14 protein-coding genes are annotated in these 13550 nt (G+C 66.3%); all 14 read left to right on the plus strand.

From position 1 onward, the window contains the following. The first annotated feature begins 103 nt into the window (after positions 1 to 103). The 14 genes from aspS to tolB all read left to right on the plus strand — a co-directional run bounded on the left by aspS (position 104) and on the right by tolB (position 13508). On the plus strand, positions 104 to 1855 hold the full coding sequence (aspS, locus tag AC1DKR_RS20070; RefSeq protein WP_478034754.1) for an aspartate--tRNA ligase: 1752 nt from the start codon (positions 104 to 106) through the stop codon (positions 1853 to 1855). Positions 1856 to 1871: 16 nt separating this feature from the next. After that, positions 1872 to 2207 (plus strand): DNA primase, encoded by a 336-nt coding sequence (locus AC1DKR_RS20075; RefSeq protein ID WP_312786719.1) that lies wholly within the window; start codon positions 1872 to 1874, stop codon positions 2205 to 2207. Positions 2208 to 2239: 32 nt separating this feature from the next. Continuing rightward, on the plus strand, positions 2240 to 2761 hold the full coding sequence (locus AC1DKR_RS20080; protein WP_099843426.1) for a GNAT family N-acetyltransferase: 522 nt from the start codon (positions 2240 to 2242) through the stop codon (positions 2759 to 2761). Between the two features lie 77 nt (positions 2762 to 2838). Then, positions 2839 to 3471: an esterase/lipase family protein gene (locus AC1DKR_RS20085; RefSeq protein WP_025874679.1), complete on the plus strand. Its 633-nt coding sequence runs from the start codon at positions 2839 to 2841 to the stop codon at positions 3469 to 3471. A 243-nt stretch (positions 3472 to 3714) separates the two neighbouring features. Continuing rightward, entirely contained in the window at positions 3715 to 4446 is a 732-nt protein-coding gene (locus AC1DKR_RS20090) for a YebC/PmpR family DNA-binding transcriptional regulator (protein ID WP_032975140.1), read from the plus strand. A 129-nt stretch (positions 4447 to 4575) separates the two neighbouring features. Then, positions 4576 to 5097, plus strand: a complete 522-nt coding sequence (ruvC, locus tag AC1DKR_RS20095; RefSeq protein ID WP_025874677.1) for a crossover junction endodeoxyribonuclease RuvC — start codon at positions 4576 to 4578, stop codon at positions 5095 to 5097. A 13-nt stretch (positions 5098 to 5110) separates the two neighbouring features. Then, positions 5111 to 5704, plus strand: a complete 594-nt coding sequence (gene ruvA, locus AC1DKR_RS20100; RefSeq protein WP_032975138.1) for a Holliday junction branch migration protein RuvA — start codon at positions 5111 to 5113, stop codon at positions 5702 to 5704. Between the two features lie 49 nt (positions 5705 to 5753). Continuing rightward, positions 5754 to 7673, plus strand: coding sequence for a potassium transporter Kup (locus AC1DKR_RS20105; protein WP_312787392.1), 1920 nt, complete (start codon positions 5754 to 5756; stop codon positions 7671 to 7673). A gap of 510 nt (positions 7674 to 8183) precedes the next feature. Next, complete coding sequence (gene ruvB, locus AC1DKR_RS20110) at positions 8184 to 9224, plus strand: Holliday junction branch migration DNA helicase RuvB (protein ID WP_223496280.1); 1041 nt, start codon at positions 8184 to 8186, stop codon at positions 9222 to 9224. After that, positions 9214 to 9651, plus strand: a complete 438-nt coding sequence (ybgC, locus tag AC1DKR_RS20115; RefSeq protein ID WP_312786169.1) for a tol-pal system-associated acyl-CoA thioesterase — start codon at positions 9214 to 9216, stop codon at positions 9649 to 9651. Before ruvB ends, ybgC begins: the two co-directional genes overlap by 11 nt. Positions 9652 to 9661: 10 nt before the next feature. Then, the gene (gene tolQ / locus AC1DKR_RS20120; RefSeq protein ID WP_025874672.1) at positions 9662 to 10441 is read left to right on the plus strand and encodes a protein TolQ; all 780 of its coding nucleotides are present in this window, start codon (positions 9662 to 9664) and stop codon (positions 10439 to 10441) included. Between the two features lie 24 nt (positions 10442 to 10465). Next, positions 10466 to 10894, plus strand: coding sequence for a protein TolR (tolR, locus tag AC1DKR_RS20125; protein WP_025874671.1), 429 nt, complete (start codon positions 10466 to 10468; stop codon positions 10892 to 10894). Continuing rightward, the gene (tolA, locus tag AC1DKR_RS20130; RefSeq protein ID WP_080150524.1) at positions 10884 to 11939 is read left to right on the plus strand and encodes a cell envelope integrity protein TolA; all 1056 of its coding nucleotides are present in this window, start codon (positions 10884 to 10886) and stop codon (positions 11937 to 11939) included. The genes tolR and tolA overlap by 11 nt, the downstream gene beginning before the upstream one ends. Before the next feature lie 249 nt (positions 11940 to 12188). Further along, positions 12189 to 13508, plus strand: a complete 1320-nt coding sequence (gene tolB / locus AC1DKR_RS20135) for a Tol-Pal system beta propeller repeat protein TolB (protein WP_025874669.1) — start codon at positions 12189 to 12191, stop codon at positions 13506 to 13508. Positions 13509 to 13550 lie beyond the last annotated feature (42 nt).

The raw sequence follows: 13550 nt of genomic DNA on the forward strand, positions 1-13550 counted from the left end.
CGCGTGACCGTCCGCATTTGCCCCGGCCGGGGCCTCGGCCGCAGAATAAGAGGCTTTCCGGCCCCCGTCAGGCGCCGGCGTTCTCCAGCGGAGCTTTCCCCCCATGCGTACCCACTTCTGCGGCCTGGTCGATGAGACCCTGATTGGCCAGACTGTCACCCTCGCCGGCTGGACCGACGTGGCCCGTAACCAGGGCGGCGTCTGCTTCATCGATCTCCGCGATCATGAAGGCATCGTGCAGGTGACGGTGGAGCTCGACAACGCCGAAGTGTTCGCCGTGGCCGCCTCGCTGGGCTATGAGGACGTGCTGCAGGTGGAAGGCGTGGTACGTGCCCGCCACGCGGTCAACGACAAGCTGCGCACGGGCAAGGTGGAAGTGATCGCCACCGCCATCACCGTGCTGAACAAGGCCGCGCCGCTGCCGTTCCACGCCCACGAGAACCCGGGCGAAGAAACCCGCCTGAAGTACCGCTATCTGGACCTGCGCCGTCCGGAGATGCAGCGCATGCAGCGCACCCGCATCAAGCTGGTGCAGGCCCTGCGCCGCCACCTGGACGAAAAGGGCTTCCAGGACATCGAAACGCCGATCCTGACCAAGGCCACCCCGGAAGGCGCACGCGACTTCCTGGTGCCGGCGCGCATGCACCCGGGCGAGTTCTATGCCCTGCCGCAGAGCCCGCAGCTGTTCAAGCAGATCCTGATGGTGGCCGGCTTCGACCGCTACTACCAGATCGCGCGCTGCTTCCGCGACGAGGCCCTGCGTGCCGACCGACAGCTGGAATTCACCCAGCTGGACATGGAGTTCGCCTTCGTCCGCGAGCGCGACGTGCAGGACTTCGTCGAAGACATGATCCGCGCCATCTTCAAGGAAGTGGTCGACGTCGAACTGGATGCCAGCTTCCCGCGCATGACCTGGGCCGAGGCGATGCGTCGCTATGGTTCGGACAAGCCGGACCTGCGCATCGCGCTGGAACTGGTGGACGTGGCCGAACTGGTCAAGACCAGCGAATTCCCGGTGTTCACCGCTGCTGCCAACGATGCCGATGGCCGCGTCGCCGCGCTGCGCATCCCCGGTGGTGCCAGCCTGTCGCGCAAGCAGATCGACGAGTACGCCGCGCACGCCGCCAAGTACGGTGCGAAGGGCCTGGCCTACATCAAGGTGGGCGAGAACGGTGAAATCAGCTCGCCGATCCAGAAGTTCTTCAGTGAGGAGGGCTTCGCCGCCCTGATCGCCCATGTCGGCGCCGGCAACGGCGACATCGTGTTCTTCGGTGCCGGCGGCTATAACAAGGTGTCCGACTTCATGGGCGCGCTGCGCCTGAAGGCCGGCAAGGACTTCGGTCTGGTCGCCGACAGCTGGGCACCGCTGTGGGTCACCGACTTCCCGATGTTCGAGTGGGACGAGGAAGCGCAGCGCTACGTCGCCCTGCATCACCCCTTCACCGCACCGGCCGTGGATGACATCGCCGATCTGCGCGCGCACGCCAAGACTGCCGTTTCGCGCGGCTACGACATGGTGCTCAACGGCAATGAAATCGGCGGCGGTTCGATCCGTATCCACCGCCCCGACATGCAGAGCGCGGTGTTCGAGCTGCTCGGCATCGGTGCTGAAGAAGCCCGTGCCAAGTTCGGCTTCCTGCTCGACGCGCTGAACTACGGCGCGCCGCCGCACGGCGGCATCGCCTTCGGCATCGACCGCATCGCCGCGCTGATGGCCGGCACCGAGTCGATCCGCGACGTCATCCCGTTCCCGAAGACCACCGGTGCGCAGGATCTGATGACCGACGCGCCGTCGCCGATCGTCGACGAGCAGCTGGCCGAAGTGCACATCCAGGTTCGCCCCAAGAAAAACTGATCAGGAGATCCAGGCAATGACCGAGTTTGCGTTTTCGCTGGAGTGGGAAAAGCTGGGCAATGAAGGCTCCGAGGCCAACCTGGTCACCGAGCGTGCACGTGTCTTCGGTGGTTGGCTGGTCCGTGTCGGTACCAACCCGTCGGCCATGGCCCTGACCTTCGTCGCCGACGGCGAAGGCCGCTGGGACGGTGAAGACTTCGGCGTCGAGGATTACGAAGACGACGAAGAGGAAGAGTACGACGAGGACGAGGACGGCGAAGAAGAGGAAGACGGCGAGGAAGAAGAGGACGACGAGGAATACGAAGAAGAGGAAGAGGAAGAAGACGACAAGGAACCGGCGGAGCGGGCTTGACCCGAACCGTGGTCCTGACGTCAACTCGACCCATGTATTCGATCCGCCGCGCCACTGTGGACGACGCGCCGACCCTGTCGGCGCTGGCCGCACGCACGTTCACCGAAACCTTCGGCCATCTGTATCCGCCGCAGGACCTGCAGGATTTCATCGACGAGGCCTACACGGTCGAGCGTCAGCGCACGATCCTGGCCCACCCCGATTACGCGGTGTGGCTGCTGGAGCTGGATGGGGAGGCGGTCGGCCATGCCGCCGCCGGCCCCTGTGGGTTGCCGCATCCGGAGGTAAAGCCCGGTGACGGCGAGCTCAAGCGCCTGTACCTGATCAAGACACAGCAGAGCTGCGGCTGGGGCAGCCGCCTGCTGGAAACCGCGCTGGCCTGGCTGGAGCACGACGGCCCGCGCACGCTGTGGCTGGGCGTGTGGTCGGAAAACTTCGGCGCGCAGCGCTTCTACGCCCGGTACGGTTTTGAAAAGGCCGGCGAGTACCTGTTCCCGGTGGGCGATACCAACGATCTTGAGTTCATCCTGCGCCGTCTGCCGCATCCGGCCTGAAACCGTTCACTGCCGCTTGCCCCTGGCTTCTGTTCAATCACCGTAGTTCCGCCCCGCTGACCGCCAGGCTGTTGCACATGACTCCCCCCGTTCTGTTGTTGCATGGCATCTGGAATGCCCGTGCTTGGGTCGGGCCGCTGGCCTGGCGCCTGCGCGCGCGCGGCTTCCAGGTCCATACCTTTGGCTACTCGTCCGTATTTGGCGGTCCCGATGTGGCCGTGCCGCAGTTGCTGGAGCGGCTGGCAGATGCAGGCCCGCTGTCGCTGGTCGGGCACAGCCTGGGTGGCCTGCTGGCGCTGGAAGCCCTGCGCCGGCAGCCGCAGTTGCCCGTGCAGCGCGTGGTCTGCCTGGGCTCGCCACTGCGGGGCAGTGGCACTGCGCGCTCGTTGTCCGAACATGGTTGGGGCCTGGCCCTGGGCCGCAGCAGCGAGCTGTTGCTGGACGGGCTGCCGGACTGGCAGGGCAAGGCCGCCGTCGGCCTGATCGCCGGCTCGGTGCCGCATGGGCTGGGCAGCCTGCTCGGGGCGCTGGATGACGATTCCGACGGTACCGTGGCGCTGGCCGAGACCCGCCTGCCGGGCCTGGCCGACCACTGCGTGGTGCGCACCAGCCACAGCGGCCTGGTGGTGTCACCCGATGCCGCGCGACAGACCGCGCATTTCCTCCGCCATGGCCAGTTCGACCATGGCCGGGACGCCGCTGCGGCCTGAGCGACGTCACCCAGCGCCGCTGCGCTCGCCGGGCATGGCCCGGCGCTACCGGCCTGCCTTGATGGGTGCGAACCGTCCTGCTTCGGTGGGTGCGAACCGTCCTGCCTTGGTGGGTGCGAACCGTTGGTTCGCACGCTCTCGCCGGGCCACGCCCGGCGGCATCCATCCGCCCTCGACACGGTCAGCGGGCCCGATCAGGTAGAATCCGCGGCCTTATCCATCAACGCACGTACGGAAAGACCCATGGGTAGAGGCCCCTCCATCGAAAACCGCAAGAACGCGTCTGACGCGAAGCGCGGCAAGATTTTCACCAAGATCATCCGTGAGATCGGCGTGGCCGCCCGCGGCGGTGGAGGCGACCCCAACAACAACCCGCGCCTGCGTGTAGCCGTGGACAAGGCGCTGACCGCGAACATGTCCAAGGACGTGATCGAGCGCGCCATCAAGAAGGCCACCGGTGAACTGGAAGGCGTCGAGTACGAAGAGATCCGCTACGAGGGCTACGCGCCCGGTGGCGTGGCCGTCATCGTCGATTGCCTGACCGACAACCGCGTGCGCACCGTGGCCGATGTCCGCCATGCGTTCAGCAAGTGCGGCGGCAACATGGGCACCGAAGGCTCGGTCAGCTTCATGTTCAAGCGGGTGGGCGTGCTGCACTACGGCGCCGGCGCCGATGAGGACGCCATCTCCGAAGCGGCCATCGAGGCCGGTGCCGATGACATCGTGGTCTACCCGGAGGATGGCGCGATCGACGTGCTCACCGCCGCGGACAGCTTCCACGCAGTCAAGGATGCGATGCAGGCGGCTGGCCGCACGCCGGATCATGCCGAGCTGACCTTCCGTGCCGACAACGACATCAAGGTCGAGGGCGACACCGTCCTGCAGGTCAAGAAGCTGCTGGACATGCTGGAAGACCTCGACGACGTGCAGGACGTGTACTCCAACGCCGATCTCGGCGCGGACGCCTACGCCTGAACGGACGCTGTGCCGGTCGCCTTTGGCGGCCGGTGAGCGGACAATGCGGACCATGATGACCCCAGACGTTTCCAGCCATCACCGCCGCATGCGTCCTTCCCGGATCAGCGGCCTGCGCGCGTGTGCCGCATGACCCGCATTCTCGGCATCGACCCGGGTTCACAACGGACCGGGGTCGGCATCATCGATGTCGATGCCAGCGGCCGGGTCAGCCACGTGCATCACCAGCCGCTGGTGCTGCTCGGTGCCGATGACTTCCCGCAGCGCATGAAGCTGCTGGTGCTGGGCCTGGCCGAGCTGTGCCTGGAGTTCCAGCCGCAGGAAGTGGCCATCGAAAAGGTGTTCATGGCGCGCAACCCCGATTCGGCGCTGAAGCTGGGCCAGGCCCGTGGCGCGGCGATTTCGGCGGTGGTGCTGCGCGACCTGCCGGTGCACGAGTACGCCGCCAGCGAGATCAAGCTGGCGGTGGTCGGTCGTGGCGGCGCCGAAAAGCAACAGGTTCAACACATGGTCGGGCTCATGCTCAACCTGAAAACCAAGCTGCAGGCCGACGCGGCCGACGCGTTGGCCGTGGCCATCACCCATGCCCACGTAAGGGCAACGGCCAACCGCCTGGGGCTGACTGCCCGCCAGGCGTGGGGCCGCAAATGAGGAGCTGCACGCAATGATCGGTCGACTGCGCGGAATCGTCGCCTACAAGGCGCCGCCGTGGCTGGTGGTGGACGTCAACGGGGTGGGCTACGAGCTGGAGGCGCCGATGAGCACCTTCTACGACCTGCCCGAGCTGGGCCGTGAGGTCACGCTCTACACTCATTATTCGCAGAAGGAAGACAGCGTCTCGCTGTACGGCTTCCTGCGCGAAGGCGAGCGCCGCCTGTTCCGCGACGTGCAGAAGGTCAGCGGCATCGGCGCGAAGATCGCGCTGGCTGTGCTGTCCGGGGTCACCGTCGAAGAATTCGCCCGCATGGTCCAGGCCGGCGACATCACCGCGCTGACCCGCATCCCCGGCATCGGCAAGAAGACCGCCGAGCGCATGGTGCTGGAACTGCGTGACCGCGCGGCGCAGTTCGGTGCCGGTGGCGCACTGCCCACCGGCAGTGGCCCGGCCCCGGCCGATCCGCTGTCCGATGCCACCGTGGCGCTGCAGCAGCTGGGCTACAAGCCCACCGAGGCGGCGCGGATGGCGCGCGAGGCCTTCAACGAGGGCGACGAAGTGGCCATGGTCATCCGCAAGGCCCTGCAATCGGCGCTGCGCTGAGCCGCTCCGTTTCCTTCCCCATTACACCCTGAGCTTCGCCAGGAGCCCCATGTCCAGCAGTCAAACCCCGCACACCGCCGCCCATGGTGGCCATGGTCACGCTCCCCCCGCCGGGGGCCTGGCGCTGATCATCGGTGCGATCGGCGTGGTCTTCGGCGATATCGGCACCAGCCCGCTGTACACCCTGAAGGAGGCGTTCTCGCCGCACTACGGGCTCAACAGCGACCACGACACCGTTCTGGGCGTGCTGTCGCTGGCGTTCTGGGCGCTGAACATCGTGGTCACCCTGAAGTACGTGACCATCATCATGCGCGCCGACAATGACGGCGAGGGCGGCATCATGGCGCTGATGGCGCTGACCCAGCGCACGCTGCGCAATGGGTCGCGCTCGGCCTATGTGGTCGGCATCCTCGGCATCTTCGGCGCCTCGCTGTTCTTCGGCGATGGCGTGATCACCCCGGCGATATCGGTGCTGGGTGCCGTCGAAGGCCTGGAGGTCGCTGCCCCCGGGCTGCACGCCTTCATCGTGCCGATCACCGTGGTGGTGCTGCTGGCCGTGTTCGCGGTGCAGCGTTTCGGTACCGCGAAGATCGGCAAGCTGTTCGGCCCGATCACCTCGATCTGGTTCATTTCGCTGGCCGCGATCGGCATCTACAACATCGTCGACGCGCCGGAAGTGCTGAAGGCCTTCAACCCGTGGTGGGCGATCCGCTTCTTCATGGAACACGGCTGGCACAGCATCTTCATCCTCGGCGCGGTGGTGCTGGCGGTGACCGGTGGCGAGGCGCTGTACGCCGACATGGGCCACTTCGGTGCCAAGCCGATCCGCCACGCCTGGTACTTCTTCGTGCTGCCCTGCCTGGTGCTGAACTACCTGGGGCAGGGCGCGCTGGTGCTCAACCATCCCGAGGCGGTGAAGAACCCGTTCTTCGAGGCGGTGCCGTCGTGGGCGCTGTACCCGATGATCATCCTGGCCACGATGGCGGCGGTGATCGCCTCGCAGTCGGTGATCACCGGTGCGTTCTCGGTCTCGCGCCAGGCCATGCAGCTGGGCTACATCCCGCGCATGCGCATCAAGCACACCTCGCACGACACCATCGGCCAGATCTACATCCCCGGCATCAACTGGGGCATCGCGGTGATGGTGATCGGCCTGGTGCTGGCCTTCCGCAGCTCGTCCAACCTGGCCGTGGCCTACGGCATCTCGGTGTCGGCCACCATGCTGATCGATACCCTGCTGCTGGCCCTGGTTGCACGTTCGCTGTGGCCCAAGGCACGCAACTGGATCCTGCCCTTGTGCGTGGTGTTCTTCATCATCGATCTGGGCTTTGTCATCGCCAACGGCGCCAAGCTGCTGCAGGGCGCCTGGTTCCCGGTGGTGCTGGGCATCTTCCTGTTTACCATGATGCGCACCTGGCGCCGTGGCCGCGAACTGCTGCGCGACGAGATCCGCAAGGACGGCATCCGCATCGACACCTTCCTGCCAGGCCTGATGCTGGCGCCGCCGGTGCGCGTACCCGGCACCGCGGTGTTCCTCACCGCCGACCCGGCCGTGGCCCCGCATGCGCTGATGCACAACCTCAAGCACAACAAGGTGCTGCACGAGCGCAACGTGTTCCTGCATGTGGTGACCCTGCCGGTGCCGTACGCGGCGGAAGGGCAGCGCCTGAAGATCGAATCGGTGGGCGATGAGTTCTACCGGGTCTACGTGTGTTTCGGCTTCATGGAGACCCCCGACGTACCGCTGGCGCTGATGCGCTCGTGCGACCACGGCGGCATCTACTTCGACCCGATGGACACCACCTTCTTCGCCAGCCGCGAGACCATCGTCGCCACCGCCAACCGTGGCATGCCGATCTGGCGCGACAAGCTGTTCGCGCTGATGCACAGGAACGCCGCCCCGGCGACGGGCTTCTTCCGGATTCCGGGTAACCGCCTCGTAGAGCTGGGCGCGCAGGTGGAGATTTAATCTCCACCTGCGCTACGTCCCACGATTTGCTGCGCAAATCGTGGGCCCCGCCCGCATTCCACCTTATCCCCCCGCCTGTCGGCGCGCCCCCTTGAACAACAAGGGGGCTCCACTTTCGGAGGCGCCGCGCGCCAGAAGCTGAGCCCGCTCTGCTCCTCAGTTCCCTCCACGCATGGATCTACCGTGTCGACCAAGGTCGAAACCCACCAATAGCAGGCCATGCCGTGTCGACCAAGGTCGACACCTACCAGGAGCAGGCCATGCCATTCCGACAGATCGCGGGAACCTGTCGAAGGCGGGGTGGGTCCGGTTGCGGGGGCGTGAGCCGCATGGATGCGGCGACCGAGCTTACAGGGACGTACTTGCAGCGTCCCCCGCAACCGGACCCACCCCGCCATCCATCAGGAAACCTGCTTCTGCTGTCGCTTCGGCAGTTGAAGTTGCAGTTGCTTCTGCGGGTGCCGGGCGCAGCCCGGCCGAATCTCCCCGCTTTTACCGCATAATCAGCACATGACCGACGACCGCATCATCGCCGCCGGCGCCACCCGCGAGGATGACGCCGCCGACGCCAGCATCCGACCCAAGCGACTTGCCGACTATCTCGGCCAGGTGCCGGTGCGCGAGCAGATGGAGATCTACATCCAGGCCGCCAAGGGTCGTGGCGACGCACTGGACCACGTCCTGATCTTCGGCCCCCCCGGCCTGGGCAAGACCACCCTCAGCCACGTCATCGCCAACGAACTGGGCGTGGCCCTGCGCGTGACCTCCGGCCCGGTGATCGAGAAGGCCGGCGATCTGGCCGCGCTGCTGACCAACCTGCAGCCGCACGATGTGCTGTTCATCGACGAGATCCATCGCCTGTCGCCGGTGGTGGAAGAAGTGCTGTATCCGGCGATGGAAGATTTCCAGATCGACATCATGATCGGCGAGGGCCCTGCGGCGCGCTCGATCAAGATCGACCTGCCGCCGTTCACCCTGATCGGCGCCACCACCCGCGCCGGCCTGCTGACCGCACCGCTGCGCGACCGCTTCGGCATCGTCCAGCGCCTGGAGTTCTACAGCGTCGAAGAACTGACCCGCATCGTGCGCCGCTCGGCCGCGATCCTGGCCATCGACTGCACCGCCGACGGGGCAGGGGAGATCGCGCGCCGCGCGCGTGGCACCCCGCGTATCGCCAACCGCCTGCTGCGCCGCGTGCGCGATTACGCCCAGGTCAAGGCCGGTGGCCACATTGACCAGACCGTGGCCCAGGCCGCAATGCAGATGCTCAAGGTCGACCCGGAAGGCTTCGACGAGCTTGACCGCCGGCTGCTGAAGACCATGGTCGATTACTTCGACGGTGGCCCGGTGGGCATCGAGTCGCTCGCCGCGGCGCTGTCCGAAGAGCGTGGCACGCTGGAAGACGTGGTCGAGCCGTACCTGATCCAGCAGGGCTTCCTGGTGCGCACCGCGCGTGGCCGCATGGCGACCCACAAGGCCTACCGGCACCTGGGCCTGAAGCCGAAGAACCCGCCACAGGACCTGTTTGCCGAGGTCCCCGATGTCGGTTGAACCGCGATTCAGTTGGCCGACACGCATTTACTGGGAAGATACCGACGCTGGCGGCGTGGTCTACCACGCCCGCTACGTGGCCTTCATGGAACGGGCCCGGACCGAATGGATGCGCGCGCTGGGCTACGGCCAGGAGCGCATGCGGTCCGAGCACGGCATGGTCTTCGCGGTGCGCTCCATGCAGATGGATTTCATCAAGCCGGCACGGCTGGATGACCAGCTGCAGGTAAGCGCCACCCTGGTCCAGCTGAAGAAGGCCAGCATGGTCTTCGACCAGCAGGTCCTGCGCAACGGCCAGCTGCTGCTGTCCGCACAGGTCCGCATCGCCGCACTGGACGCGGCCAGTTTCCGCCCGCGTGGCATGGACGATTCCGTCCTTGCCGCGCTGCAACCCCACCTCCACCCCGAATCCGAACAGAACTCTTGAGGAACAACGGATGATCGCAACGCTCCTGGCCCTGCAGGCCACGGTCACCGAGGCTTTGCCGGCTGACGTCAGCAATGCCGCGACCCAGACCCTTGCCCAGGCCACCACCGGCGGCGGCATCAACTACCTCGAACTGATGGCCAAGGCCAGCTTGCCGGTGAAGATCATCGTGCTGGCGCTGTTGGTCGGCTCGTTCGTCAGCTGGGTCATCATTTTCCGCAAGGCCCGCATCTTCAAGCAGGCCACCCGCGAAGCTGACGAGTTCGAGAACCGCTTCTGGTCCGGTGCCGACCTGGGCAAGCTGTACAGCTCGGCCACCGACCGCAGCCGCAATGTCGGCGGCCTGGAAGCCATCTTCGAAGCCGGTTTCCGCGAGTACACCCGCCTGCGCGACAAGCGCCGGCTGGATGGCCGTGCCCAGCTGGAAGGTGCCCAGCGCGCCATGCGCACCACCTACACCCGCGAAGTCGACCAGCTCGAGCGCAACCTGGAACTGCTGGCCAACATCGGCTCGACCGCCCCGTACGTGGGCCTGGTCGGTACCGTGTTCGGCATCATGGTGACCATGCACGACATGATCAGCAGCGGCGCCCAGGCCGGTATCGCCGCCGTCGCCCCGGGCATCTCCGAAGCGCTGTTCGCCACTGCCATCGGCCTGTTCGTGGCGATCCCGGCGGTGTGGGCCTACAACCGCTTCACCACCCGCGTGGAGCGCATGTCGGTGCGTTTCGAGACCTTCGCCGACGAGTTCAGCTCGATCCTGCAGCGCCAGAGCGCTGGCGACGAGTAAGCGCCAGACCCGGGAGTCCAAGCCATGTCCGCTGCCATCGGTCGCCGCAAGCGCCGCAAGCTGAAATCGGAAATCAACGTCGTTCCTTATATCGACGTCATGCTGGTGCTGTTGATCATCTTCATGGTCACCGCGCCACTGCTCACCCTGAGCTTCGATGTCGACCTGCCCAATTCCAACGCCAAGGCGCTGGAAAGCAAGCAGGACCCGGTGATCGTCTCGGTGCGCCAGGACGGCCAGCTCAGCCTGAAGCTGCCCGACGCCAAGGAACCCACGGCCGTCACTGCCGAGGAACTGCAGGGCCACCTGTCCGGCATCGCCGCGCAGGACAAGGGAGTGCGCGTGATCGTCGCCGCCGACCGTGCCGTGGCCTATGAAAAGGTCATCGCGGCGATGGACGTGATCAAGCGCGCCAACGTGGACAAGGTAGGCCTGGCCACCGATGCACGCTGACGCCCTGCCGCCACCGCACAAGCAGGAACCCGGCTGGGGCCAGCCGATGGTGCTGGCCGTGCTGGTGCACCTGCTGGTCGCGTTGATCTTCATCGGCGCCTGGCTGTGGTCACCGCAGCGCAATACCGATGCCGCCGCAGGTGATCCCTCGGTCGAGGCCAGCCTGGCACTGTCCGCGTCCGAAGCCGCTGCCGCCCGCCAGGCCCTGCGCCAGTCGGAAAAGCTGGAAGACCTGCCGCCGCCGGTGGCCGAACCGATCCCGGTGCCGGAAGACACCATCCCGCCGCCGCAGCCGATTGAAGAGCCGCGCCCGCAGGACGCACCGACGCCGCAGCAGCAACAGGCGCAGGAGCGCGTGGCGCAGCCCGATACCAAGGACCAGGACGCGGTCAGCGCGTTGGCGATCTCGCAGGAAAAGGCCAAGCAGGAGCAGGAAGCCAAGCGCCGCCAGGAGCAGATCGACCTGACCGAGCGCAAGCGCCAGGAAGAGGCCGAGCAGAAACTGCGCCTGGCCAAGCAGCAGGAAGCGGACGCCAAGAAGAAGCAGGCCGAGCAGGAGCGCCTGGCCGCTGACAAGGCCGAGGCCGAGAAGCAGAAGAAGATCGCCGACATCCGCGCCCGCCGCGAGCAGGCCGAAAAGGAAGCCAAGCTGGCCGAGCGGAAGCTGCGCGAGGTCGCTGCTGCGCGCAATGCCGCAGGCACGGCTGCTGCCGGTGCCAGTGGTGCAGCACAGCCGGCTGCCGGTGGTGGTGGCAGCAGTGATGATCTGTCTGCCAAGTACGCGGCGGCCATCCAGGCCAAGGTGCTGGCGCAGTGGGTGCGTCCGGACAGCGTGCCGCTGGGCCAACGTTGCCAGATCACCATCAACCAGTTGCCGGGCGGTACCGTCCGCAGCGCCACGGTCAGCGCCGGCTGCCCGTTCGATGAAGCCGGCAAGCGCTCGATCGAGGCCGCCGTGCTCAACGCCCAGCCGCTGCCGTACCGCGGTTTCGAGCAGGTATTCGCACGCACGATCAACTTCACATTCACCGCCCAGGATCGCTGAGGCGCGGGGCAGGGCAGCCCTTTGGGGCTGTCCCGTCATCCAATGACGCCTTTAGCTCTGGATCGTATGGGCCCGTCCACGCCATGCTTGGGACGAGTCATCCGCACGAAAGTTGGCCGCGACGTTAACGGCATGTGAGAGACCCGGCTGGCACTGACCAGGAATTCACGTACCCTTGGTTCATGATTGCGAAGCGGTTCACTGCCGTTTTGTTATCCCTCGTTCCGGTTCCCCCTATTTGAGCGCTCCATGAAGAAGATGCCTCGCTGGCTTGCCGTGTTTGCGGCCCTGTTGCTGCCCTTTGCTGCCGTCGCGCAGCAGAAGGGGCTGGATATCGACATCATCGGCGGCAATGCCTCCGCCCTCCCGATCACCATCGTGCCGATGCCCTACCAGGGTGCAGCCGGTGCTCCGCAGACCGACGTCGCCGGCGTGGTCCGTGCCGACCTCGAACGTTCGGGCCAGTTCCGCACGCTGCCCGAAGCGCAGATCGTCGAAAAGCCGATCCGTGGCGGTGACATCCAGTTCGCCACCTGGCGCGCGCTGAAGCAGAACTACATCGTGGTCGGCCGTGTCATGGACGCCGGTGCCGGCGCCTACCGCGTCGAGTACGAACTGTTCGACGTGCCCAAGGGTGAGCGCCTGCTCGGCCTGGCGATGACCGCACGTGGCAATGCCATGCGCGACGTTGCCCACCAGATGGCCGATGCCATCTACGAGAAGATCACCGGTGTCCGTGGTGCCTTCTGGACCCGCATCGCCTACGTGACCGCCAGCGGCAAGGGCGACGCCATGCGCTACGCGCTGATGGTGGCCGATTCGGACGGCTTCAACCCGCAGACCATCGTGCGTTCGGCCGAGCCGCTGCTGTCGCCGTCGTGGAGCCCGGATGGCAACAAGCTGGCCTACGTCAGCTTCGAGCGTGGCAATTCGGCCATCTACATCCAGAACATCTCCACCGGCGCCCGTGAGCTGGTCACCAGCTTCCGCGGCATCAACAGCGCCCCGGCCTTCTCGCCGGACGGCCGCAAGCTGGCCCTGACCCTGTCGCGCTCGGGCAACCCGGAAATCTACGTGATGGATCTGGGCAGCAAGCAGCTGACCCAGCTGACCAACCACTTCGCCATCGATACCGAGCCGACCTGGGCGCCGGATGGCAGCGCGGTGTACTTCACCTCCGACCGCGGCGGCCGTCCGCAGGTCTACAAGGTCGGTGCCGGTGGTGGCAGCGCCGAGCGCGTGACCTTCCAGGGCAACTACAACGCCAAGCCCTCGGTCTCCTACGACGGCAAGAAGATCGCCGTCGCCCAGGGTTCGGGCAACAGCTACAAGATCGCCCTGATGGACAGCTCGCTGGGTTCGCCCCGCTGGAGCACGCTGTCGCCGGGTTCGCTGGACGAATCGCCGAGCTTCGCGCCCAACGCGAGCATGGTGCTGTATGCCGCCCGTGAGGGTGGTCGTGGTGTGCTGTACGCCGTCTCGGCCGATGCGCGCGTGCGCCAGCGCCTGGTTCTGGCAGACGGTGATGTGCGCGAGCCGGCATGGTCCCCATACCGTACCCAGCGCTAAAAGAGTGTTAATATTTTCTCTGTATTGAACCCCTCATCGGCT

The organism is Stenotrophomonas sp. 01N47 (genome assembly GCF_056399165.1).